The sequence below is a fragment of the Spirillospora sp. CA-142024 genome, assembly GCF_050942325.1.
Lineage (GTDB): Bacteria > Actinomycetota > Actinomycetes > Streptosporangiales > Streptosporangiaceae > Spirillospora.
In genome coordinates this window covers 7,277,819-7,301,478 of record NZ_CP192077.1, presented here as the reverse complement: position 1 = coordinate 7,301,478, position 23,660 = coordinate 7,277,819, and the positions used below count along the sequence as shown (strand labels likewise).

General features: G+C 68.7%; 21 protein-coding genes. 12 read left to right on the top strand and 9 right to left on the bottom strand.

What is annotated here, in order from left to right:
* Window positions 1-315 precede the first annotated feature (315 nt).
* From ACQPZP_RS34470 to ACQPZP_RS34460, 3 genes are read left to right on the top strand one after another with little or no spacing between them, the layout of a single operon-like run.
* Window positions 316-1,971, top strand: a complete 1,656-nt coding sequence (locus ACQPZP_RS34470) for an ABC transporter ATP-binding protein (protein ID WP_433473868.1) — start codon at window positions 316-318, stop codon at window positions 1,969-1,971.
* Window positions 1,968-3,539 (top strand): ABC transporter transmembrane domain-containing protein, encoded by a 1,572-nt coding sequence (locus ACQPZP_RS34465; RefSeq protein WP_433473867.1) that lies wholly within the window; start codon window positions 1,968-1,970, stop codon window positions 3,537-3,539. Before ACQPZP_RS34470 ends, ACQPZP_RS34465 begins: the two co-directional genes overlap by 4 nt.
* A complete protein-coding gene (locus ACQPZP_RS34460; protein ID WP_433473866.1) occupies window positions 3,515-3,769 on the top strand; it encodes a hypothetical protein in 255 nt (84 codons plus the stop codon). The genes ACQPZP_RS34465 and ACQPZP_RS34460 overlap by 25 nt, the downstream gene beginning before the upstream one ends.
* Window positions 3,770-3,778: 9 nt before the next feature.
* Here the strand turns inward: ACQPZP_RS34460 and ACQPZP_RS34455 are convergent, their stop codons facing one another.
* Together ACQPZP_RS34455 and ACQPZP_RS34450 are read right to left on the bottom strand one after the other, a co-directional pair.
* Window positions 3,779-4,312, bottom strand: a complete 534-nt coding sequence (locus ACQPZP_RS34455) for a CHAP domain-containing protein (RefSeq protein WP_433479724.1) — start codon at window positions 4,310-4,312, stop codon at window positions 3,779-3,781.
* A 99-nt stretch (window positions 4,313-4,411) separates the two neighbouring features.
* Window positions 4,412-4,873: a MarR family winged helix-turn-helix transcriptional regulator gene (locus tag ACQPZP_RS34450; protein WP_433473865.1), complete on the bottom strand. Its 462-nt coding sequence runs from the start codon at window positions 4,871-4,873 to the stop codon at window positions 4,412-4,414.
* Between the two features lie 53 nt (window positions 4,874-4,926).
* Here ACQPZP_RS34450 and ACQPZP_RS34445 point away from each other — a divergent pair, with 53 nt between their 5' ends.
* The gene (locus ACQPZP_RS34445) at window positions 4,927-5,802 is read left to right on the top strand and encodes an alpha/beta fold hydrolase (RefSeq protein WP_433473864.1); all 876 of its coding nucleotides are present in this window, start codon (window positions 4,927-4,929) and stop codon (window positions 5,800-5,802) included.
* Between the two features lie 13 nt (window positions 5,803-5,815).
* On the opposite strand, the gene ACQPZP_RS34440 is transcribed toward ACQPZP_RS34445, so the two are convergent.
* The 4 genes from ACQPZP_RS34440 to ACQPZP_RS34425 form a co-directional block, all read right to left on the bottom strand.
* Entirely contained in the window at window positions 5,816-7,891 is a 2,076-nt protein-coding gene (locus ACQPZP_RS34440; protein WP_433473863.1) for a serine/threonine protein kinase, read from the bottom strand.
* 72 nt (window positions 7,892-7,963) lie between these two features.
* The gene (locus tag ACQPZP_RS34435; protein WP_433473862.1) at window positions 7,964-9,784 is read right to left on the bottom strand and encodes a type IV secretory system conjugative DNA transfer family protein; all 1,821 of its coding nucleotides are present in this window, start codon (window positions 9,782-9,784) and stop codon (window positions 7,964-7,966) included.
* Window positions 9,785-9,913: 129 nt separating this feature from the next.
* Window positions 9,914-10,522 (bottom strand): hypothetical protein, encoded by a 609-nt coding sequence (locus ACQPZP_RS34430; RefSeq protein ID WP_433473861.1) that lies wholly within the window; start codon window positions 10,520-10,522, stop codon window positions 9,914-9,916.
* On the bottom strand, window positions 10,519-11,685 hold the full coding sequence (locus ACQPZP_RS34425) for an NlpC/P60 family protein (RefSeq protein ID WP_433473860.1): 1,167 nt from the start codon (window positions 11,683-11,685) through the stop codon (window positions 10,519-10,521). Before ACQPZP_RS34425 ends, ACQPZP_RS34430 begins: the two co-directional genes overlap by 4 nt.
* A 535-nt stretch (window positions 11,686-12,220) precedes the next feature.
* Here ACQPZP_RS34425 and ACQPZP_RS34420 point away from each other — a divergent pair.
* The 6 genes from ACQPZP_RS34420 to ACQPZP_RS34395 all read left to right on the top strand — a co-directional run bounded on the left by ACQPZP_RS34420 (window position 12,221) and on the right by ACQPZP_RS34395 (window position 19,002).
* The gene (locus ACQPZP_RS34420; RefSeq protein ID WP_433473859.1) at window positions 12,221-12,784 is read left to right on the top strand and encodes a DUF6668 family protein; all 564 of its coding nucleotides are present in this window, start codon (window positions 12,221-12,223) and stop codon (window positions 12,782-12,784) included.
* A gap of 290 nt (window positions 12,785-13,074) precedes the next feature.
* Complete coding sequence (locus ACQPZP_RS34415) at window positions 13,075-13,383, top strand: hypothetical protein (RefSeq protein WP_433473858.1); 309 nt, start codon at window positions 13,075-13,077, stop codon at window positions 13,381-13,383.
* 74 nt (window positions 13,384-13,457) lie between these two features.
* The gene (locus tag ACQPZP_RS34410) at window positions 13,458-14,483 is read left to right on the top strand and encodes a hypothetical protein (protein ID WP_433473857.1); all 1,026 of its coding nucleotides are present in this window, start codon (window positions 13,458-13,460) and stop codon (window positions 14,481-14,483) included.
* A gap of 69 nt (window positions 14,484-14,552) precedes the next feature.
* Window positions 14,553-15,926 carry a hypothetical protein gene (locus tag ACQPZP_RS34405; RefSeq protein ID WP_433473856.1) on the top strand — a complete coding sequence of 458 codons (1,374 nt, stop codon included), beginning with the start codon at window positions 14,553-14,555 and terminating at the stop codon, window positions 15,924-15,926.
* A 26-nt stretch (window positions 15,927-15,952) separates the two neighbouring features.
* A complete protein-coding gene (locus tag ACQPZP_RS34400) occupies window positions 15,953-17,434 on the top strand; it encodes an SCO6880 family protein (protein ID WP_433473855.1) in 1,482 nt (493 codons plus the stop codon).
* Window positions 17,431-19,002, top strand: coding sequence for an ATP/GTP-binding protein (locus ACQPZP_RS34395; protein WP_433473854.1), 1,572 nt, complete (start codon window positions 17,431-17,433; stop codon window positions 19,000-19,002). The genes ACQPZP_RS34400 and ACQPZP_RS34395 overlap by 4 nt, the downstream gene beginning before the upstream one ends.
* 751 nt (window positions 19,003-19,753) lie before the next feature.
* Here ACQPZP_RS34395 and ACQPZP_RS34390 read toward each other — a convergent pair.
* Together ACQPZP_RS34390 and ACQPZP_RS34385 are read right to left on the bottom strand one after the other, a co-directional pair.
* Window positions 19,754-20,713, bottom strand: a complete 960-nt coding sequence (locus tag ACQPZP_RS34390) for a CU044_5270 family protein (RefSeq protein WP_433473853.1) — start codon at window positions 20,711-20,713, stop codon at window positions 19,754-19,756.
* A 23-nt stretch (window positions 20,714-20,736) separates the two neighbouring features.
* Complete coding sequence (locus ACQPZP_RS34385; RefSeq protein ID WP_433473852.1) at window positions 20,737-21,234, bottom strand: SigE family RNA polymerase sigma factor; 498 nt, start codon at window positions 21,232-21,234, stop codon at window positions 20,737-20,739.
* A gap of 655 nt (window positions 21,235-21,889) precedes the next feature.
* On the opposite strand from ACQPZP_RS34385, the gene ACQPZP_RS34380 reads away from it, so the two are divergent.
* Entirely contained in the window at window positions 21,890-22,315 is a 426-nt protein-coding gene (locus ACQPZP_RS34380) for a DUF1622 domain-containing protein (protein ID WP_433473851.1), read from the top strand.
* Window positions 22,316-22,410: 95 nt separating this feature from the next.
* Window positions 22,411-22,581, top strand: a complete 171-nt coding sequence (locus ACQPZP_RS34375; RefSeq protein ID WP_433473850.1) for a hypothetical protein — start codon at window positions 22,411-22,413, stop codon at window positions 22,579-22,581.
* 48 nt (window positions 22,582-22,629) lie between these two features.
* Here ACQPZP_RS34375 and ACQPZP_RS34370 read toward each other — a convergent pair whose 3' ends face one another.
* Entirely contained in the window at window positions 22,630-23,568 is a 939-nt protein-coding gene (locus ACQPZP_RS34370) for a cyclase family protein (protein ID WP_433473849.1), read from the bottom strand.
* Between the last annotated feature and the right edge of the window lie 92 nt (window positions 23,569-23,660).

The window sequence follows — 23,660 nt, the reverse complement described above, 5'->3', positions numbered from 1 at the left end:
CGGCGGCATCGTGCTGCCCGGCGTTACAGCGCGATCGGACGGTGACCCAGTAATTTCCGAACTCTGAATAATCGTGTCCTCGATGCGCTGGGGGAGCGTTGACCCAAGAGCGTTGATCGAGGAGCGTTGACCACGGCCATGGGGCGGCCGCCCCGAATGCTGGAAGAATCCATCGTCTGAAGGAACCGTTGCATGGCGCAGGCGAGTACCTCTCCTTCGAGGACCGGGAACGCGGACGGCACCGTGGGACCGAATGCCGCAAGCACACTTCGCACCTATCTGGGGCCGCACCGGTCTGTCGCCGCCGTGCTCGCGGTGACGACACTGATCTACACGGCTCTCCAGGTGGCCAACCCGCAGTTGCTGGGGAGGTTCATCGACGGTGTCCGCTCCGGTGCCCCGCTGTCGTCTCTGCTGGGGCTCGGCGCGGCATACCTGTCGGTCGCGGTGGTGGCGCAGGTGATCTGGATCGTCGCCGAATTCAGGGGCGCCCGGGTGGCCTGGTCCGCGACGAACGAGTTGCGCGCCGATCTGACCGAGCACTGCCTCCGGCTGGACATGTCCTTCTATGAGCGGCATGGCCCCGGCGAATTGATCGACCGGATCGATGGAGATGTGAGCAAGCTGGCCAACTATTTCTCGCAGATGTTCCTGCTCGTGCTCTCCAACGTGCTGCTGCTGGTCGGGATCGGGGTCGCGCTGTTCATCCAGGATTGGCGGATCGGTCTGGTGTACGCACCGTTCGTCGCCGCGTCCTTCGTCCTGCTGCGGCGGCTGGTCGGCACCGCCGTGCCGGCGATGGCGGCCCAGCGGGAGGCCAACGCGAAACTGCTCGGGTTTTTCGAGGAACGCCTGAACGGACTCCCCGACCTGCGGGCCAATGGAGCCGAAGAGCACACCGTGCACGGCTTCTGGACACACGCCGGAACGTTGTTCCGGAGCAGCCGCCGCGCCGCGCTGCTGGGCGTGCGCTGGCCGGCGGCCGCGCAGTCACTGGCGTCGGCGGGTTTCGTCATGGCCCTCGGGGCCGGCGCATGGCTCTACACGGCCGGCCAGATGACCCTTGGCGCGGCCTACACCCTGGTCGCCTACGCGGTCATGGTGCAGACCCCGATGCTGGTGATCACCGCGCAGTTTCATGATCTCGAAGCCGCGCTGGGGGCGCTGCGGCGCATCCACGGCCTGCTCGGCGAGCGCAGCGTGGTCGACACCGGCGGCGACCCCCTGCCCGCCGGGGCCCCCGCCGTGGAATTCGAGCGGGTCTCATTCAGTTACCGGCCTGAAGAAGACGCGCTCAGCGATATTTCCCTCCGCCTACGGCCGAAGGCCCGGCTGGCCATAGTCGGCCGCACAGGCAGTGGAAAGAGCACCCTGCTGCGCCTGTTGTTCCGGTTCGCCGACCCCACCCAGGGGACGGTCCGGCTCGATGGCCACGACCTGCGGGAAATCTCGGTGACCTCATTGCGCGGCCAGGTCGGTCTGGTCACACAGGAGGTCCAGTTGTTCGCCGCCACGGTCCGCGACAACGTCACGCTCTTCGACGACACGGTCGATGACGCCCGAGTACGCGAGGCGCTCGCGGAGGTGGGACTGCGACAGTGGCTGGAAAGCCTGCCCGCGGGGCTGGACACCCTCCTCGGCCCAGGCGACACCGGGCTGTCGGCCGGGCAGGAGCAGTTGCTGGCCTTCGCCCGCGTCCTGATCCAGGACCCCGGCCTGGTGCTCCTGGACGAGGCCACGTCGCGACTGGACCCCGCGAGCCTGCGGGTCTTCGAGGCGGCCATGGAACGCCTGCTCGCCGGGCGTACCGCGATCATCGTGGCGCACCGTCTCGAAACCCTCGGCTCCGTCGACGAGGTGCTGCTGCTCCGCGACGGCCGCGTCGTCGAGCACGGCCGCCGGGACCGGCTGGTCGCCGACCCGTCCTCGCAGTTCTCCCTCCTGCTCGCCGCCAACGAGGCACCGGCATGAGGCCACCACGGACAAGCCGGTCGGAGCCGCCGCCCGCGGCGCCCGGAGGACGTTCCACCCGGCGATCACTGCTGATTCCGCTGCTGTCCCGATCGGCCCCCACCTACCTGGGCCTGACCGGACTGTGGGTACTGCTGCGGGGCGTGCTCCTCGCCACCGGGCTCTTGCTCCGGCTCGTCTTCGACACCCTCAGCGGGACTGAGCGGGCCGGCATGTCGGCATGGTCGCTCGTCGCCCTGGTGTCGGTCGCGGAGGCCACCAAGGTGACCGTGTGGTACGGCGTGATCCTCAGCCGGGCCGAACCGCACTTCACCTACCGGATCCGCGCGGCCCTGCAGGTCAACGCGCTGGGCGCGATCCTGCGCAAACCCGCCGGACGGGCCCTGGACCGCACCGGCGGCGACGCCGTCAGCCGGTTCGGCGCCGACACCGACGAGGTCGGTGTCTTCGCGATCTGGTCGGCGTCCAACCTCTCCCGGCTGATCATCGCCGTGGGGGCGTTGATCGTCATGCTCGGCATCGACGCCGTCGTGACCTTGGGACTCGTCGTCCCGGTGGTGGTCATGGTGGTGGCGAGCCGGGCGCTCGCCGGGCCGCTGCGCGAGTACCAGCATGCCGGCCGCCGGGCGGCCGCGGAGGTGAGCGGCGTCGTCGGGGAGGCGGTCGGCGGGGTTCAGGCGATCAAGGTCGGACGTGCCGAGGAGCGGTTCACCGCGCGGCTGCGGCAGGCCAACGCCGTCCGGCTGCGGATCGCCGTCCGCGAGGTGCTCCTGACCACCGTGCAGACGTCCCTGTTCAACGGCACGGCCGCGCTCGGCACCGGGTTCGTGCTGTTGCTGGCCGCGGCGAGCATGCGCGGCGGTGACTTCACCGTGGGCGACCTGGCGCTCTTCGTCTTCTATATCCAGTTCATCACCGAGGCGGTGACCGCGCTGGGCATGTTCTTCGCGCGGTCCCAGAAGGCCGAACTCTCCGTGCGCCGGGTGGCCGAACTCGCCGGCGAGGAATCAGCGGTGATCGCCCGCACGAAGACCCACCTGCGGCGCGAGCCGCCGCGGCCGGCGCCGCGCGAAGACCGTTCCGCGCCGCTACGCCTGCTCCAGGCCTATGGCCTCACCTTGCACCACCCGGACACCTCACGCGGTATCCGCGACATCGATCTCCACCTGCCCGCCGGCACGGTCACGGTCGTGACCGGCAGGGTCGGTTCAGGCAAGAGCACCCTCCTGCAGGCGCTCCTCGGGCTGCTCCCCGCCGAGCGCGGCACCGTCCTCTGGAACGGCGTGCCCATCGACCATCCCGGGACGTTCCTGGTCCCACCGCGGTCGAGCTTCGTGCCACAGGTCCCCCGGCTGTTCAGCGGCACGCTCCGGGAGAACATCCTGCTCGGCGCCCCCTCCTCGCCGGCGGAGGTGGCCGAGGCGGTGCGCCTCGCCGTGCTCGAAGACGACATCGCCGGTTTGGACCAGGGCCTGGACACTGTGATCGGGCCGCGGGTCTGCGCCTGTCCGGCGGCCAGAGGCAGCGGATCGCCGCCGCCCGGATGGCGGTGCGCCGTACCGACCTGATGGTCTTCGACGACCTGTCCAACGCGCTGGACGTCACCACCGAGCTCCGGTTGTGGGACCGGCTACTGGACCACGGCGGCGCCACGATTCTGGCCGTTTCGCACCGGCCGTCCATTTTCCGCCGAGCCGATCAGATCGTGGTACTCGTCGACGGTGAGATGGCCGCCGTCGGCACCCTGGACGAGCTGTTGGAAAACTGCGCCGAGATGCAACACCTGTATGGTCGTTGAAGGCAGGCCTTAGAAGAAATGGATATAGCCGTCGGGGTTGTTGCGGCTGATCGTGCGCTTGCTGTAGGCGTTGCGCCTGACCTTGTTGTACTCCTCGACCACGATCTTCGAACCGTTGACCCTGGCCACGTAGGCCACGTGACCGTGCGCCCCGTCGTTCCACACGGCGATCGCACCCACCTTCGGGCTGCGGTTCACCTTCAGCCCGACCCTCTTGGCGGCGTTGTCCCAGGTCTTGGCGTCGCCCCATTGGCCACCCCGGTAATTGTTCTTGAACTTGACCTTGAGTCGGTCGTTGATCCGCCAAGCGGCGAAGGAGGTGCACTGGCCGGCATAGAAGCGCCATGGGTCGACCGAACCGATGCGGTTCTTGTACGGGTAGTCGTCCTTGATCTTACGGTTACAGGGTTTTTCGCAGGCGGCGCGCTGGACGAGCGCAGGAACCGCGGTCTGCACGGATTCGGGAGAAGCCGATGAGGCAGCGGACGCGGCGGCAGGAAACAGGCCGGCGGCCGCCGTTACGGTGATGGCCGTAGTGATCACCCAGCGCAACAATTCATCTCTTTTCGTGTAGATGGAACATGATCACGCTACTTCGCCGATGGCACCGCCGAGACTCTCCCCATCGGCATGTGACCCGGGTCAGCCTGGTTGTGGGGCCTCGGGGATGTGGGAGTCATAGAGGCGCCGCAACAGGTGGTTGAGCCGCGCACGCTCGGTGGCGTTCAAGGCGTGCAGGAATTGGTCCTGTTCGACGGCCGCCGCGTCAGCGACGGCGGCAAGCAGAGCGTTTCCCCCGCCGGTGAGGGTGATGGTGCGGCGTCGGCGGTCGGTGTCATCAGGACGCCGTTCAATGAGGCATCCGGCGGCCAGTGAGTCCAGGACGGGCACGATGTTGCGTGCGTCCATCGCAACGAGTTCGGCCAGGCGCCGCTGGCCTACCGGTCCGTGCTGTTGGAGCGCGACGAGAACGGTGTACTGCGCCTGGGTCAGCCGATGCTCGGTCAGGAACGCAGTCCAGGAACGCGCCGTGAGCGAGCCCAGGCGTGCCAGCAGGAAGCCGGTACCGCGTTCGTAGGCGGGCCGTTCGTTGTCGCCGGTCATGGCCGCCAGCCTACGCGATAGACATGTCACATGTCGTTTGGTAGACATGTTTCATGTCTACCGACCTGCGTCACTCCAAGGTGACGATCGGCGAACTCGCGCTGCACGTCGTCGAGTCCGGGCCGCCCGAGGGGCGACCCTTCTTGTTCCTGCACGGCTGGCCGGAGTCGTGGCGGACATGGCTGGACGTGATGGACGCCGCGGGCGCCGGGCGGCCCGACGCCCGCATCATCGCCATCGACCTGCCCGGCATCGGCGGGTCCGCCGGCGGGGCCGGCGGCGGGTCGAAACTCCGGCTGGCCGAGACGATCCACGCCCTCGTGCGGCACCTGGACCTCACCGGCGTCACCCTGGTCGGCCACGACGCGGGCGGGATGGCCGCCTACTCCTACCTGCGGCGGTTCGACGACGCCGAACGCGTCGTCATCATGAACACCGTCATTCCAGGCGTCGATCCGTGGAACGAGGTCCTGCGCAATCCCTACATCTGGCATTTCGGCCTGCACGCCGTCCCGGACCTGCCGGAGGCCCTCGTCCAGGGACGCCAGGCGGAGTACTTCGACTACTTCTACGACGTGCTGTCGGCGGACCCCAGCCGGATCTCCGCCGCATCACGAGCGGCCCACGCCGCCGCGTACGGCAGTGATGCCGCGCTGACTGCGGGATTCGACCTTTACCGGGAATTCCCTCAGGACGCCTTGGACAATTCCGCGTTCGCCGAAGCAGGTGCCGTCGACATCCCGCTGCTGTACGTGCGAGGCGACCGTGAAGGCGGCGACATCGACGCCTACGCGCGGGGCTTCCACGACGCCGGAGTGAAGAACCTGACCACCGCGACGGTCGCCGACGCAGGCCACTTCGCTCAGGAGGAACAGCCCGCCGAGGTCTGGCGGATCATCCACGACTTTGCCTATACCTTCGCGAGCTGACCGGCGTCGCGGCTCAGCCACCCCGCCTGCCGCGGTGGGTGCAGACGGGCTCGGCGTAGGCGACCCGGTCGACGTCCACCACGGCGACGACCGTCATGCAGTACTCCACGCTCGGGTTCAGGGCGAGGATCATGGTCTTCGTCGTCCCCGCCGGCACGGTGGCCAGAGTGGTCGGTGGGCGACCGGCCGGGCCGCCGACCACGTAGTACGCCGCCTTGCCCCCGCTGGCGTCCTTCCAGCTGATCTCGATCGAGATCTGGCCGTCGACGATCCGCACCTGGCTCGGCTTGTACCTGTTCTGCGGCTTTACCGCCGTCGGGCTGGACGTGGGCGTCGGCGAGGCGGGAGCGGACGCCCGAGGAGACGCCGCCCGAGGCCGCTCGGCCGTTCCTGAGTCCGCCCACAGGGAGACCGCGCCGAGCACCACGGCGGCGAGCACGAGCGCCAGCAAGGCCAGCAGCGTGATCCCGGGACGTCGCGAACTTTCGGGCACCGTCTCCTGGTGCGGGAACAGCGCCTGCGGTTCCGGGAACAGCGCCTGTCGTTCGGGGAGCAGCGCCTCGGGGGACTGCGCCTGAGGCTCCGGGAGCAGCGCCTGAGGTTCGGGGGGCTGCGCCTGAGGTTCCGGGAGCAGCGCCTGTCGTTCGGGGAACAGCGCCTGTCGTTCGGGGAACAGCGCCTGCCGTTCGGGGAACAACGGCTGAGGTTCCGGAAACAGCGCCTGAGGTTCTGGGAAATGCGCCTGCTGCTCCGGCAGTGGATCGGGTACCGGCGCCGCCTCCTTCAACGGCGGCCCCGGCGGGCTTTCCTGGAGCCCTTCCTCCAGCGCATCGACGAACGCCCGCGCCGTCGGATACCGGTCGGCGGGATCGCGCGCCAGCGCCTTTTCGAGAGCGTTCCCGAGCCACTCCGGCACGTCGTCACGCGGCACCCGGGGAGCCGTTTCGTCCAGGGCCCGTTCCCCATCGGCTGCGAAGGGGGCACTCCCGGCCAGCAGGCTCCAGAGGGTGGCGCCGAGCCCGTACACGTCGGACCGCACGGTCTGCGGCTGCTGCGACAACGCCTCCGGAGCGGCGAATCCGGGATCGACGCGTTCCCGGGGGACCGGATCGAGGACGCCCGGCGCGGCGGGCGCCGCCAACCCCCGTGCGGTGGCCGTACCGGTGAGCAGCGGTCCCGCCTCGCCACGCAGGATCCGGCCCGGACGGACGTCGCCGTGGACCAGACCCTCGTCGTGCAGCGCCTGCAGAGCCCGGCCCATCGAGATCGCGATCCCGGCAGAGTCTCCGACCGGCAGCGGCTCCGGCACGTGCGCGCCGCCGGGGCAGTACACGGACGCCGTGTACCGCTGCCCGGCCGTGGTGCGGCCGCTCTCCAGCGCGCTCACCATGTGATCGCTGCGGGAGGCGCGTTCGAGGGCGGCCAGTTCCTCCATCGGGGTCTCGGAACCATCGAGCCGCACTCTGACGGCGACCACGGTGCCGGACTCCTCGTGCACGGCACGGTAGGTCACCGAGCCGGTGCCGCGATGGACGATCGTCAACTCGCCGTACCCCGGTATCAGAGTCGACGAGTCACCGTCGCGGGCGTCGGCGCCGGTTCCGGAGGGCGGTTCGCCGCCGGCCCGCAGCCCGGACGGGGGTTCGTCGGCCGGCGAGGTGGACATCGTCGCGGCGGGGGCCGGCGGCGGTTCGGGCTGAGCGGCCGGCCGGGCGACAACGAGCAGCGCCAGCAGTTCCGCCAGAGTCAGCGGCTTGGCCGTCGCGACAACTTCCGGGTCGAAGACGTCGCCGCGCTTGGTGAAGTAACCGTGGACGATCACAGTGTGGCCGCTCGCCGCCAGCCTGTTGGCCTGGGGGGAGACACCGCCGTCGGGAAGGTCCTCGTCGAAGTCCGGCGCGAACAGGAACGCCGCCGGGGAACGGACCTCGCCGCTCTTGCCCAGGTCCCGAAGCTCGCTGGCGGAGGCGACGTCGAACACGGCCGGAAAACGTTTGGTCGCCCGCAGCCTCCTTGAGAGGTCCGGGTGCCCTGCCACGATCACGTTCGGTGCGGTGACCGTCACATCGGAGCCCACCTGATTGCCCATTCTTTCTTTCTCCACGTACGCGCGTGCCGTCAGCGTCGGTCGCGCGCCCGATCCGCCGGTCGATCAGCCCTTTCACCAGACAATGGCCGATGAATCCTCGTCATTGTCGTCCGGCACGGCCGCCGCGTCGTGAGTCGTGCCGGTTTCAGCCTGCTGACCCGAGTTCACTTTGTGAATCATCGCTTCGGCGGCCGCCTTGCCCTTCGCGATGGCCTCCCGGTCCTTGCGCTTCCACCAGGGGGTGAGCCACATTTCGACGGGACGGGCGGTGCCGGCGACGACGGCGGCACGGCCGAAGGGCATGGTCCGCAGCTCCTCGGGGGTGAGGATCTGCCTCCCGTCGTGCTTGCCGACGAGGTCGGAGAGGTCGGAGAGGTCCTTGGCCGTACCGGAACCCCCCGAGATGATCTTGACCGTGGCATTGTCCCACAGGGAGGCGGCACCGTCCGAGCCCCACACCCGGCGAGCCTCCGCCAGCGACGTCAGGTAGACGTGCAGGCTGATGGAGTAACCGCCGGACTCCCCCATGTAGGTGGCCAGGCCGCCGAGGGGGCAGATGTCGGCCACCTGGTTCAGTTCGAAGGTCAGCGGCGGGTCGAGGCGACCGGTCGGGTTCTTCATCGCCGTGCCGCGCGCGCTGCGGAAGTACTGCTCGATGATGGTCGTGACGACGGGGGCGATGCCTCCCCAGTCGCTCTGCTTCTTGGCGACGAAGTAGAGGGTGTTCCGGCCCTGGAGGAACTTCCTGAAGTCGAACTCCTCTCCGGGGTCCGGCGTGCAGTCCTCCAGCACCTCGGGCTGCGAGAAGCACGACATCACCTGGATCACTCCGGACCACAGGCGCTCGTCCCGCATGGTGAACGCCAGCGCCCCCGGATATCCGGGGGCGGTCCGCCCCTCGCGCTCCCCCTGGCGCAGGATCTCCAGCGCCTCCTCTCCGTTGGCCTCGTTGACCCAGCGCATCACCTCGCGGAAGTTGAGCCTGCCGATCGCGCCGGCGTGCAGAAGGCAGCGGATGATGGTGATCACGCCGCTGAGCGCGCTGCCCCCATCCTCGCTGATGTCGAAACCGCTCGACTGGACGAGCGTTCCCGACCGGACCGCGCACACGTTCGGGTCCTCGCAACCCTGCAGTGGCGACCAGCGCATCCGGTTCGGCCATCCGGTCCAGTTGTACGGGTCGAAGACGTACACGTCACCGAACTCCGCCCGCACCATGGCGGTGTTGATGAACGTCTCCCGCCGGCTTGAGGTGACGATGCAGGGGCCGGGTGCGTCGATGGTGAACGGCGTGACGAAATGCACGTCCTTTCCCTGCCGCGGCGCCGCGACGACGATCGCGGTGTCCTCCAGGGACGCGTACAGCTTCCGCCGGGACCTGATGTCCCTCCCGATGTAGAACCCGACTTCCTCGGGCTTCACCGCGCGCGTGGGACGGCTCTGCGTGGACGGCCGGACCTGCGCGGCCTTGCTCTGGACGGTCCGGGCGCTCAGCAGCTTGCGGACCTCCCAGCCGGAGGCGAACCCCAGGCGCATCCGCCGGAAGGGCCGGTGACGCCGCCAGTTCAGCAGGAGCCGGGCCAGGAGGTAGGTGCCCAGGGCCGCCGACACGAGGAACACGGCGAGCAGGGTGAAGAAGACGGGGGCCGACCCGAGGGCCGCCGCAGCCGCGGGCGGCCACGCACTGCGCGGATCGGTGGGGTGGCGCACGAGGTTGTAGGTGACGTGCAGGCAGTCGGAAGGGCTGGAATCCGGCCACCCGCCGCCCGAGAGGAGGCCGGAGAACTGGCCTGCCAGCCACGTCAGGAAACTGCTCGCCCCACCCACCAGGGCGGTCACCAGGCCGATACCGATGATGGCCACGTACACGTCATCGTCGTCGTTACCGGCCATAGAGCCTCCTCATTCGTGATGTCCCGATGTGCCGGGATACGCCATAAGTCGCGGAAGTGGAACGCGCGGGAGCGACACGTCCGGGCCCGGGCCGTGGCGGGCGCCGGTGCTGCGAGGACCGTCCATGGGTCATGCCGTGGTGACCTCCGAGACCCACCAGGCGTTCTCGGCGTCGCGGGTCAGGGTGACGAAGGCGATCGCATGGGTGGACGGTCCCTTCCAGCCGTCCCGGCCGATGGGGGTGACGGTGACATCCCACTGGCGATGCGCGGTCCGGGCGTTGTCCGGGGGCACCCCGTCCTCGGGCGTCTGGGGCGCAAGGCGGACGCGGGCGTAGGCGCGGTGGTCGCGCCAGACCGAGGGCACGGCTCCTGCCGGCTGGGCCTCCGACCGCGCGGCGTACGCGGGAGTCAGGTAGGGCCGTGCTCGCCGGTAGGCGTCGCCCTGGCCGCGGTCGGTCGCCGCGTCGACGGTCCACATCACCTGGACGGCGGCTCGCGACACCGCGGTCGCGTCCTGCCGGTCGACGGCCTTCGGGTCGGGGAGGCCGCCGCGGGGAGTGGCGGTCGGTGCCGGAGGAGTCGAAGGAATGGCCGCCGGTGGGGACGTGGCGGCGCCGCCCGTCCTCTCCTGATGCGGCAGTCCACAGCCCGGGACGAGCAGCAATGCGGCGACGGCCAGAACGCCGGGCCGACGGCGGCGCCCGGATGGGCGTTCCCGGGGAATTGCCCGCGTCATGCCTTCACCGTCTTCGGCGCGGTGAACCGGACGCCGCCGCTGAATTCCTTCTCGTCCATCGGGCCCACCTTGACGACGGTGCCCGTGTACGGCGCATGAAGCATCTGATTTCCGCCGACGTAAATCCCGACGTGATGCGGTACGGCGCCGGGAGTGGAGGAGAAGAAGACCAGATCACCGGGTTGGAGATTCGAGCGGCTCACCCTCGTGCCGCGGGAATCTTTTATCTGGTCCCCGGTGTAGTGCGCCAGTTGGATCTTACCGCCGGTGGCCTGGTATACCGCGTACAGGGTCAGGCCCGAGCAGTCGAAACCTCCGTTGCTGGGGCCACTGATATTGCCGCCGCCCCACACATAGGGGGTTTTCAGCCAGCGCTTGGCATAGGAGATGATGCGCTGGCCGAGTGCTGACGGGGCGCCGCCGCCGAACGAGGCGCATGACATTCCGGCATTGTTGGCGGAGGCGAGGGAGAATCCGTTGCCCGCGTAGCGCTGGGCCCACGACAGCACCAGGTTCACGTAGTCCCAGGAGTGGTTGTAGGCGTAGATCGCTTTTCTGGTCTGGGCGGGTGCGCCGCTGGCGTGCAGGTAGTTGGCGGCACTGAAGATCGCATCCGCCGGGTTGTAGCGATCCTTTCGGCCGTTCTTGTCGCCGTCGACCGCGAAACTGTCGAAGGTGCTCTGCAGGAACTGCATCGGACCGCCCGCACCGGCGTAGTTCGCCCCGGAGTGGACGCCCGGCAGGGTGGAGCGGCCGTGGTCGGTCTCCACCTTTCCGATTCCGGCGAGCACATACCAGGGGATGCCGTACTGCGGTCCAGCGGCCTTGTAAAGCCTGACGTAGTTGGCGGGGATGCTGTTCGCCGGGGCCTTGGCCGCCGCGGCGACGTTCTCCACGGCCCCGGAGGCGAGCGGTCCTCCGCCCGGAACACGGTTGTAGGCCGCCGGTGCCACGGTCGGTCCCTTGGTTCCGGGACTCGGATTAGGCGCGGGACTCAGGAGCCCGGGACCGTCGTTGTTCGACGGTCCGCACACATTGGTGATGCCATTTGAGAGGACGTTTTGAACTGCCACGAACAGGACTGCGACCATGAGTGCCACAACGGCCACCGACCCGATGCAGCCTGTCCTGAGTATGAACTTTCCCAAGCTGAAAGTCAGCATTGGAAACTATTCTTGGAACGGTTGATGACATAGCCTTTCAAGATCGGCACTGACGTCGCCGCTCCTCCCGCTGGGTGGCGGAACGCCGGGCCATCGGCGTGCTCTTCGGGCATGTCCCACCTTCCTGTGACCCGCCGACCAAGACAGTGCGGTCAACGCACGGTGATGCAACGTGCATCCTGCGGTCGTGCACGTCCCGGCCCGTGCGGCCGGGCGATCAGCGGCGAACTGCGGACCGGTCCGCGTGTCCGGCGCGGTCCGGCACGGCTTGCCCGGGACAGAGCCCTGACCTGGCCCGCACGATGAACGTGCCGCCGCGGGATGCGGTGGGCGTGAAGCCGGGCATGGGGCGGTTGACGAGAACGACGGCTCGCGGACGGTTGATCCAGGAGTAACTTTGATCCCGCTAGCCCCAGAGCTAGTGCAATCCAGAGCAGAGCCGCTCGCGACTTTCCCGGAGGTGGGCACCGCGGTGCGGGCATCACAGAGCGGCGCCCAGTTGGGCGGGGGGACCGGTCCCGAGGTTCCGCCGAACATGCCGGGCACATCGGCCTATACGGCTCAGCAGGAACACCCCCGGACCGGGGGGTTCTCCGCGCAGGCGGTCATACCAGCGGATCAAGGACCCGCGCCGAAGAGCACGCTCGGGGTGGTCACGTACCACGGCCGAGCCCCAGGACTTTGGCTCTCCTCGTGCCACGGGGGAGCCGGCGCCTCCACACTGGCCGCTCTCATCACCAACAGCGTGAGCGCAGGACGCTACTGGCCGACACCCGCTCCCGCGGGACGGTCCCATGTGCTGCTGGTCGCCAGGAGCCACGCGGCCGGCCTGTGCGCCGCTCAGGCCGCCCTCCGGCAGTGGGCCGCGGGCGTCCTCCCGAGCGTGCATCTGCTCGGTCTGGCGGTGGTCGCGGACGCTCCCGGGAGGCGTCCGAAACCGCTGTCGGACCTCGTGCATCTGATCGCCGGCGGCGTGCCCCGGCTCTGGGACCTGCCGTGGGTGGAGGACTTCCGCCTCGGCGATCCTCCGGAAAGGGTGAAACTTCCCCCCGCCTACTCACGTCTGGTCCGCGAAATGAGCGGCATGGATCCCGCCTGATAATGGCGACCGGCTCGAAGCCGGGTGCTGCCTGATCTCACCGGAGTTTCTGTCGATCGGTGCTTGACGATCACCTTGACTCCCGGACCGTTCAGTACAAAGTGCATGACTGCGCTCGGAAGTGCCTCGTCGGTTCAGCCCTGACCGGCGAGCAACCCCTTCTGAGCGGGGCTCATCGATCATGCGGGTGGCAGACGCGATGCGACGCACCTCGGTGAACCCCGGCCAAATTGCCGTCCGCCTGCGCACGGCTGGTCAGAACCTCGATCGCATCACCTCGGAGGACGTTCATGCTCGACGCGACGATCACATGGGCGAGCCATGTGCTCGACCATGCGGCATACCTTGCCAGGGACATACCGAACCCTGGGCAGGGCGAAGCGCCGCCGTTCGCGGACAAACTTGAGAAGTTGCTCGACTGGGCGGCTTGGGGTGGACTTCTGGCCTGTGTGGCGGGTTTCGTCATCATCGGCGCCAGGATGGGGATCCAGCACAAGAAAGGTGAGGGGGGAAGTCACCTGGGAAGCATGTTCATCGTGGGATTCGGCTGCCTGCTCATCGTGAGCGCGGGATTGATTGTCAGAAATCTCGCCTCTTGATGCCGGCATCCCGACACCTCCGCACAGCACGCGAAAGGGGCCGCCGCCAGAGCCGGGTTCCCCCGCGCCGGCGCGTGTCCGTCCTGTCCGCAGCCCTCCTCACGCTGGGCGCCGCCCTGCTCGTGATCAGCCTTCTGCCTGCTCCAGCACCCGAGGTCGTCCTGAGCGGGCAGCGCTCGGCGGACCCGTCGCAACGCTCCCAGCCGGCCGATCCGCTCGCCGCCGGCCCGACGCGCCTCGCGGTCGAGACCGTCCCGGCCGTTCAGGGACCGGGCCAGGCGGGGCCCGCCGCCCTCACGGCGCTGGGAAGCCCCGTCGACTGGGACAAGACGGAAGACATCGAGACCATCGACACCGACCCGGGCGGCAAGCTCCAGTTCGACCCTGCGACCGGTCGGGTGAGAGCCTGCGACGCCAACAACGACGGCCACCTGGTGCGCGGCTACGCCCTCGTCGACGGGAACGAGGTGACCCATGTGCGCGCGGCCGGAAAAGGCAAGTGCGATGAGGTGGGGATTCCCGGCTACAAGCGCACCAATGATTCGAAATACCAGTTCAAGGTCTGTCTTCGCAGAAGCGATTCGGATCCGGACGGTTACTGCAACACCAGTAACAGTGCTCAGTGGCCGCGCGAGGACAAGAAGAACGACTCCTGTTGGGATCTGAAGACCGATCAGGAGAAGATCGACTGCGTAGGGGGGGTGGAGGAGTTCTGCAATCAGTGGCAGCAGCCCAGCGGGATGTACCCGGATCAGTGCGTCAAAGATCATTCTGAGAAGAAGACGACCGCACTCAAGCCCCCTACCGGAAGAAAGCCGAATATAGACGCCAGGCCCGACGCGTCGCTGCCGCGCGGCAACGCGAAGGGAGCCGACAGGGTCACCGAACCGGTGGAGCCATTGCTTCGCTGGTTGCTCTGGACCGCTCTGGCGGGATGCGTACTGGGCTTCATCCTGGTCGGTGGCAATATGGCGCTCAAACACAGGAAGGGCGAGTTCGGAGCACAGGCCGTCGGTCTGGGATGGGTGATGATCGCATGCGTCATGGCGGGCTCAGGGCTGGCCATCGCCTTCGTCAGCCTTCTGGTCGACCCCTTTTGAAAGAAGGCCCATCGTGCGTGAGTCGAGCGACTTCGTGGTTCCCGTTCCGCGCTGTTCAGGTGGTTCCTAGTGGATGATATCCTCAATGAGGCGTGGGCGTGGCTTGTCGGCAAACTGCTGGATTGGGCGCTGTCGAGTTTTCAGACGTTCCTCACCTGGTGGATGAGTGACAGTGCCTTCAATGTGCAACTGACCGGGGAAAAAGGCGGAGTGCTCTACATGCTCCGCGAGTACACCAACTGGCTGACTGCTGCGATGGCGTTCGCCGGTTTCCTCGTCGCGGCCTTCCGGATCGCGGTTCAACGTAAGGGCGAACCTTTCCGGCAGGCGATGTCCCAGTTCTTCGAACTGGCCGTCATCGTCCTGACGCTGGCTACGTTGGTCAATCTGCTGAACATTGCCGGGGACAGGTTCTCCGAGTGGATCATCACGGGCATGAGCCCGAAGGACGATGCCTGGGTGGCGAACTGGAAGAACGGCATCGATCTTCTTGGGGGCAACCAGGACGACACGTCCTTCATCCTCGCCTTCTTTGCCCTTGCCGCGGCGCTCTCCTCTGCGATCCAGTTCGTGTTGATGCTTTTCCGAAGCGGTGCCCTGATCATCCTGGTAGGGATTCTCCCGACCGTTGCCGCGGCCAGGTTCACTTCCTACGGAAATACCGCTTACAGGCGATGCGTCGGCCTGTTGGTCGCCTTCATAGCGGTCAAACCGGTTATCGCGGTGATCGACGGTGGCGCCCTGAAGTTGATGTCGTCCGAATACGAGGCCGATCGCCTTTTCGGCCTGGCCCTTGCCGCCGGGTCGGTGTTCGCCTTGCCGGCGACCCTGCGCGCCGTGATGCCCGCGGCCGAGGAAGGCAACAGCTTCTTCGGCATCCGCCAGGTCGGTCACTTCACGTTCGGTAGTACCGCCGTGACCATGCGCAGGTCTGCGACCGGTCTTTTCACGGGCCTGCTGGGGGGCGGCGGCGGTGCGTCGACTCCCGTGCGGAGCAACGGATCAGGTGGAGGCTCGGGCGGCGGTTCGGGCGGCGGCGCGTGGCCGGTCAGGGGCTCGGGCGGCGGCGCGGGCACTGGCGCGGGCAGTGGCTCGGGTAGTGGCACGGGCGGCGGCGCGGGGCCGGGCAATGGCCCGGGCGGCGCGGGGTCAGGGAATGGCTCGAGCGGCGGCTCGGGCGGCGGTACGCGCGAGAGCAGCGGTGGAGGCTCGGAGGGGCCCTCGGGTTCCGACCTTTCTTCCGCCGTTCCCTCGGGATCCGGCTTCGAGGTTCCCGAGCCCGATTTCTCCTCTATCGGAGGTAGCGGCAGCGAGGTGCCCAGCTACCGGCCCCCCGAGCCCGATTTCTCCTCCGGCGGAGGCACCGGGCGTACACCTCCGCCCCTGAGCGGTGACCCAGGCGGCAGCGGCGACGGTACGGATGGACCAAGTGGCAGTACGTAGGCCGAAAGGAATGAGGTGGAGCTGGCATGGCGTCCGACTATCGTGAACCCACGTACGGGAACTGGCGGAAGCCGGTCTCCCCGGGAATAGGGCGGCTGGGACTGGCCGGCACGCTGATCCTCATGGTCGGGCTGATCTTCATCACCCTGATGGCGATGATGTCGCTGGTGTTGAGCCTGCTCGGTGCCGTGGTGCTGGGGTTGGTCATGCTGCCGCTGATCATCCAGGACGCGCACGGGCGGACCGCCCTCCAGTCGCTCACGGCCCGGCTGACCTGGTGGTCAGGCCGTTCCCAGGGATGGCACCTCTACCGTTCGGGACCGTTGAGCGTCGTCCCGCACGGCGCGTGCCGGCTTCCGGGGCTGCTCGCCCAGTCCCGTCTGGTGGAGGGCCGCGACTCCTACGGGCGCCCGTTCGCCCTGATCGTGATCCCGTCCACGAGGCACTACACCGTGGTGTTCGAATGCAATGCCGAGGGGGCGGCGCTGGTCGACCAGAGCCAGGTCGACACGTGGGTCTCCCACTGGGGGCAGTGGCTGGCCTCGCTGAGCTACGAACCCGGGCTGGTCGCCGCGAGCGTGACCATCGAGACGGCCCCGGACACCGGAACCCGCCTCCGGGAGGAGATCTACGCCAACGCCGATCCGAACGCGCCCGAGCTGGCCCGGCAGGCTCTGGACGAGATCGTCTGGAACTACCCGGTGGGCAGCGCGCGGGTCTCCACCCGTATCGCGGTCACCTATGCGTCCCTGCCGCAACTCGGAGGCAAGCGCCGTGACCAGGACGCCATGGTGCGGGAGATCGGGATGCGCATCCCCGGGTTGATCTCGGGGTTGACGATGACCGGCGCCGGATCCGCGCGGCCGTTGACCGCGAAGGAGCTCGCCCGCGCCGTGCGGATCGCCTACGACCCGGACGCGCAGTCGCTCCTGGAGGCCGCCGAGGAACAGGAGACGCGCTGGGAGGACGCCGGGCCGGTCGCGGCGCAGGAATCATGGGATCACTACGTCCACGACAGCGGCTGTTCCATCACCTGGGGCATGTCGGAGGCGCCGCGGGGCGAGGTGCTGTCCAGCGTGATGACCGGGCTGGTGGCCCCGCACCACGACATCGCCCGTAAGCGCGTCACCTTCCTCTACCGGCCGCACGATCCGGCCTCCGCCGCCCGGATCGTGGAACGGGACCGCAGGGACTCGCGTTTCCGCCTCGACGGTTCCGCCAGCGCCGCCCGGAACGAGATCGACGTCATCAAGAGCGACCAGTCGGCCCTTGAGGAGGCCAGGGGAGCCGGATTGGTCCGGTTCACGGTTCTCGTCACCGCCACCGTCCGCTCGGCCGAGGAGCTCCCGGTGGCGGCGGCCGCCGTCGACACTCTCTCCGGCCCCGCGCGACTGCGGTTGCGGCAGATGTACGGGTCGCAGGCGTCGGCGTTCGCGGCCGCCCTTCCACTGGGGATCGTCCTTCCCGACCACCTTCAGGTTCCCGCGCTGGTGAGGGAGTCCCTGTGAACGGCCCTCCGGAATCAGTCCTCGGCGGCGCGGCCGGAGGGCCTCCCGCCGAACAGGACGGCGGGAAGGGCAAGAAAGGCAAGAAGGACAAGAAGAAGGGCAGGCCCGAGCTCAAACCCGGATTCAGGGGGTTCACCCGCCGGGGCGGGGGCCGGGCCTCCTTTGTGGAGATGCCTTCGGAATGGCGCGGGACCACGGTCCAGGTGTGTGGCCTGTGGCCGTTCGGGGCCGGATCGGGGACCCCGATGGTGGGAGTGCCGCTCGGCCGGGAGCTGACCACCGGCGCCGCGCTGTGCTGCGATCCGATCTCCTGGTTCCAGCGCGCCAACCTGATCCACAACCCGTCGGCCCTGGTGCTGGGCAAACCAGGGCTGGGCAAGTCGACGCTGATCCGCAGGATGGTGCTGGGGCTGGTCGGGCAGGGAGTGTTCCCGATGGTGCTCGGCGATCTGAAGCCCGACTACGTCGACCTGATCCGGGCCATGGGCGGGCAGATCATCAAGCTCGGCCGCGGGCTGGGCTCACTGAACGTGCTCGACCCCGGCGCGACGGCGGAGGCGGCGGCCAGGCTTCCGGAGCAGGCGCGGGCCAAACTGATCGCCGACGCGCACGGCCGGCGGCTGAACATGGTCGCCGCGCTGCTCACGCTGCTGCGCGGGTCCCCGATCGCCGACACCGAGCGCACGATCCTCAACGCGGCGCTGCGGGTGCTGGACGAGCGCCACACCGGCGTGCCCGTCCTGCCCGACCTCATCAAGGTGATCGATGACGGGCCGGAACGGCTTCGCGCGGTGACCCTGGCGCGCGGCGACGAGGCGCGGTACCGCGCGGCCGTCGACCCGTTGCACGCCTCGCTGCTCGGGGTGCTGGACGGGCCGATGGGCGAGACGTTCGCGCATCAGACCACCACCGCGATCGAGCTGGACAATCCGGGGGGCGTCTGCATCGACATCAGCGGGATCGACGACGCCGACGCCGAGTTGCAGGCCGCCGTCCTGCTGGCGTGCTGGTCGGACGGGTTCGGCTCGATCGAGGCCGCGCACGCGCTGGCCGACGAGGGCATCGAACCGCAGCGGCACTTCTTCGTCGTCCTCGACGAGTTGTGGCGGGTGCTGCGGTCCGGGCGCGGCCTGGTGGACCGGGTCGACGCTCTCACCCGCCTCAACCGGCAGCGCGGCGCGGGCCAGGTGATGATCACGCACACCATGGCCGACCTGCTGTCGCTGAGCGACCAGGCCGACCGGCTCAAGGCCAAGGGCTTCGCCGAACGCGCGGGCATGGTGATCTGCGGCGGGCTGCCGCAGGCGGAGATGGCGATGGTGAACGAAGTGGTGCGGATGTCCTCCATCGAGGAACGCATGATCGTCGACTGGTCGTCGCCGCCGTCCTGGAACCCCGATCTCAAACAGGACAGCGAACCTCCGGGACGCGGCAGGTTCCTGGTCAAGGTCGGCGGCCGCCCGGGCATCCCGTTCAAGGTGGAGCTCACCTCCGTCGAGAGAGACGTCAACGACACCAACAAGCGCTGGACCAACTCGACTACAAGACCCCCCACCGAAGCCATATAACCGCGCAGACCTCGATCCTTCCCCGAGCGGCAGAGGGCTAAGGCTTGGGCGGCGACGGGAAGTGCTGCGGCGCGCGTCGTGTGACACGCACGCCGCAGCCGTTTCCGTGGGGTGAACGGGGCTCGGGTCTTGCTCTCTGCGGGCGATGAACGGGCGCGGGTGCGGGTCTTCGCCGACGCTGCCGACCGTCCAAACACCGCCACCGGGGATGGCGGCCACCGACGAAAGCGTCCCAGTGCAACACGAGCGGACGGCGGGGTTCGTCGCCGTCGGGACGGAGCTTGGTCCACCCGGTCACCCAGACGTCGTCGGCGGCGAGGATCCGTACCGACGTGAGCCGCTTGGTCCACTGATCCGAGGCCGGTTCCGCCGACCGTTTCCAAACGCGGCCGTTCCAATGGAGCAGAATCAGGCGTTCGGGGTGCTGGTCGTTGCCGCTGTAGTCCACGCCCGCGGTCAGCGGCTTGCGTCTCTCAGCACGCAGCGGCATCCGTGCCCAGCGGCCGACCGATTCGGGGCCGGTGTCGGGGATCGTGAACCCTGCGGCCCACGCGTTGTCCGTGCCCATCGCCGCGACGCTGGTGAGGGTCGCGTCCTTCCTGCACAGGCGCCTGGTAGGGGCGCCATACCGACGAGTGGGCGGCGGCCGACGCGGCGGAGTTGGTGGGCGCCCCGGACATGAGAGCCGCTCCCGGCACGATCGCCGCCGTGGCCAGGCCGCCTGCGACGGCCGTCCTGCGCTCGGAGATGATCACCGTTGGCCCGCCTTGTCCACGACCTTCACGGTGAGCAGGGTCAGGGAGTAGGTGACGGTGCCCGGCGGCACCGCGAAGCGGCTGTCCACGCCGCCGTTCTTGGACTGCGGCGCGTTCCGTCCGTTGCTGACGGTCCGCTGCCCCACCACCTGGTACGTGGCGGGATCGAGGAGGAACTGCTCACCGAACCCGCGCGAAATCGCTATGGCGGGACGGCCCGCGCCGTCCTTGACCTTGGCGTCCACGCGTACACCTGGAATCTGGGCGAGCACACGGTAGAGCGCGGCCTGGGTTTTGGGCGCAAACCCCAGCGGCGCATCCCAGAGCATCTGGGCGGCCGTCCGGAACGCCTCGCCGTCGCGGTCGGGACCCTGCCGGTCGCGCTGCGGGATGGCGTCGATCTCCTTGTAGATGACAGTGCGGAGCGCGCCGGGGCTGGTGGGGAGCGTCCCGAGGCGCGCGTACCGGCGGCTCACGGACCCCGCCACCTGTTCCAGTTGCCGGTGCACCACCAGCTTCCCGTCGTCGAACCACGCATCCTGCGTACCGTCCATTCGGGTCCAGGTCTCCTGGACCGCCGGCCGCTCGCCGTGCCCAGTCGCGACCCCCTGCTCCAGGGTCTTGGCGTATGCCCACTGGTCGGGACGCGGGCGCGTCTCGGGCCGGGCCTGCGCCTTCTCGGCCGCCCGCTTCAGCACCTGCGTCGCGCTCGCCAGCCGCAGCTCGGACGGATCCGTCGTGCCTGGGCCGCCGTCGCCTCCCACCATGCCCGCCCCGGTCGTCACGGAGGCCACGACGGTGGCGGCGGCGACCGCGGTCACGGCCGACACGGAGGCCGTCCGGCGCCGCCGCATCCGCCGCCGCCCCTGCCGCACGCCCTCGTCCACCAGATCCGAGACCTTGGGGGCGACCGACTCGGCCGTCCGGCGCAGTGCCTCGGCCAGTTCCTTTTCCATGTTCGTTCCCTCGGTTCTCTTCGTCATCGTGCGAGCAGCACCAGTTCGTCCCCGAGCACCTCGCGGAGCCGGTCCATCGCACGCATGCTCCGGTTGCGGACGGCCCCGCTGCTCAACCGCATCGCCTTCGCCACGTCGGCCACGCTCTGGTCGTCCCAGTAGCGGAGGATCAGCACTGCGCGGTCCTGCGGCTGCAGGCTCGCCAGCGCGGTCAGCAGCGTCACCCTCAGGGCGTGGTCGACCTCGGGTCCGGCCGCGTCCGGCAGCCGTTCCCTCGGTGCCTCGCGGCTGCTGCGCTTGCGCATGTGGGACAGATAGGTGCGTGTCAACACCGTCCGCGCGTACGCCTCCGGACTGTCCGCGCGCTGAACCTTCCGCCAGGACGCGTACAGCTTGCCCAATGTCGTCTGCACCAGGTCTTCCGCCAGATGCCAGTCGCCGCACAGCAACCACGCGGTGCGGAAGAGGCCGGGACCTCGCACAACGGCGAACTCTTGAAACCCATCCGGTTCCTTGACCATCGGCCTTCCCAAAACGTCGTCGTTCGCCTTCCTACACCTCAGACGCCGTGGCAGGCCCAGCACGTCACACAACAAATGACCGGGTGTCGCTGCGGGCGGCTCCGGCTCGTGGACGAGCGCCGCTCAAGCCCTAGCCAAAACAATTCCTTCGCTTTCGAGCCAGGAAACGAGGGCGCCGTCACGCAGTTGGTTGCCGATATCGCGGATGACGGTGTGGCAGACCTCGCGGACCGCCTGCCAGATGTAACCGGGCCCCGCGTGACCGAGGCCGGCTACCGCGCCGAGCCGCACCCCGACGATGAGGAACCGCTGGCGGTCCTGCGTCCGGGCAGACCCCGATTACCCCGACCCGAAGGGAACGGGAGCGCCGCTTCGTTGAGCGCGGCGAGACCGCCGCGGCCGCGCAGGACGGCCTAGAGCGACAGCCCCTCAACGGGGGCCTGACGCGGCGTCGTAACGCGGCAGACCCGGCAGGCGGTGGCGCTGTCCGGTTTGCTGGCCCGGCCGATAGACCCGGGCCGGCGTCAACCTGAGCTCCATACGCCCGAAAGCCCCGATGACATCAGGATGCTGGACCCCAGCGACAGATCGGCGAACACACCGCGGATCTACAGGTGCGCCAGGAGGCGACGAAAGGGGGCGTACGCTCCCGGGCATGGGCTGGGATCTTCTGCCGGAATCAACCTTGCGCGAGGTCGTTGACCTGGCTGTGCGACTGGTGGAGTTCGCGGGTGCTCTGATCATCTTCACCGGAGCGGCTTGGACGTTCGTGCGTTTCATCGCGTATGGCGTGGTTCGGCTGCACCGCCCGGGAGCGCCTGAGCGAGCCGGCTATGGCTTCAACCGGATCCGGCTGACCCTGGGCCTGTTTCTCGCGCTCGGTCTCGAATTCCAGCTTGCCGGGGACATCCTGCGCACCGCAATCGCCCCGTCCTTCACCGAGATCGGCCAGTTGGCCGCGATCGCCGCTATCCGCACCGCGCTCAACTACATCCTCGGCAGGGAAATCAATCAGGAGCGCCAGGAGGTCGAGCGACTTTCCGCGGGAGACAGTTCCTCTCCTCCGGCTACCGCGCCGTGAATGCGCTACTGGGGCAAGCCGCCCTTCTCGTTACCGCGTTTGGGCTGATCAGCGCAGCATGTGTCGCCGCCCGGATCCAACGTATGCGGCCCACCGTGGCGGTGCTGATGGACTTCCTTCTGGCTGCCGGCCTCATCCGCCTGGCGGGCCAGCCGTCCTGGACATCCCTCGCCATGGCCTCGGCCATAATTGCCGTGCGGCTGCTGATCAACGCTGGTCTGCGGGCGCGGCCTGAGCGGCGACCCGGGCGTGAGCACGCAGCCTAACGCTCACTCAGCACCGAGCAGATCCTCCCGGTGGTGCGAGTCCCGCGGTCAGAATGTGGCGATCGGGTTGACCGGGCTGCCGGACGTACCGGCGAAGCGGACCGGCGCGACCGCGAACTGGAAGTCCCACTGGCCCAACTCGGCGGCCGTCGTCGCGCACACCTCCAGGTCGCAGTTGTCGAGCAGCCACAGACCCATCGCGACGAGGCCCACGGTGTGAACCGGCATCGCCAGGTCTTCGTACCCCGACGGCTGAACGTCCTGGGGGGTGTCAGCGCCGATCAGCGCGACCCCCCGTTCATGCAGCCACGGCAGGCAGGACGCGTGCCAGCCGGCCTGCGTGAAACCGCTGGTCGCACCGGCCTCGTGCCGGACGCGGCCATAGCCGGTCCGCAGGAGTACCGCATCGCCGGATCGCACCCGCACACCCTGGCGACGCTCGGCCTCCTCCAGATCGTCGGGATGCACACCCTGCCCCGGTTCCAACCACGGCACATCGCGGACCTTCGCAATGTCCAGCAGGACGCCACGCGTGATGATCCCGTTCGCCGCCGCCGTGACGGCCGCCCACGCCGATCCCGTTGCGGTGTCGACCAACGAGTGCGACCGCCCGTTGTACATCGTGCCGTCCCAGAAGATGTGGCACGGCGAGTCGACGTGGGTGATGGTGTTGCCGTGGAAGAGGATGCCGAGCCGCTCGTTCGAGAAGCCCCAGTGCCGGTCGTTGCGGAATCCGGGCAGCGGCATGTTCTCGGCACCTGGCATGTCGGCGGCGCACGGGCACGTCGTCGTCGACCGCTCCATCTCCTCCGGCACGGCAATCTCCCACGCGCACGACACGCTCCTGCCGTGGCGCACGGCCCGCGCCGCCGCCAGCCGGACGTCGTCGGTGATGTGGTTCAGAGTGCCGAGTTCGTCGTCGTCGCCCCACCGTCCCCAGTTCGACAGCGTGTTGAAGTACCGGAGCACGTCGTCCTGTGTGGGCATCGGTCGCCCTGCCGTCATCCCAGCATCGACTCCTCCGGTCACGCGGTTCGAGGCACCGCAGGCAGGGTATCCCGCCCTCTCCTTTGACATGC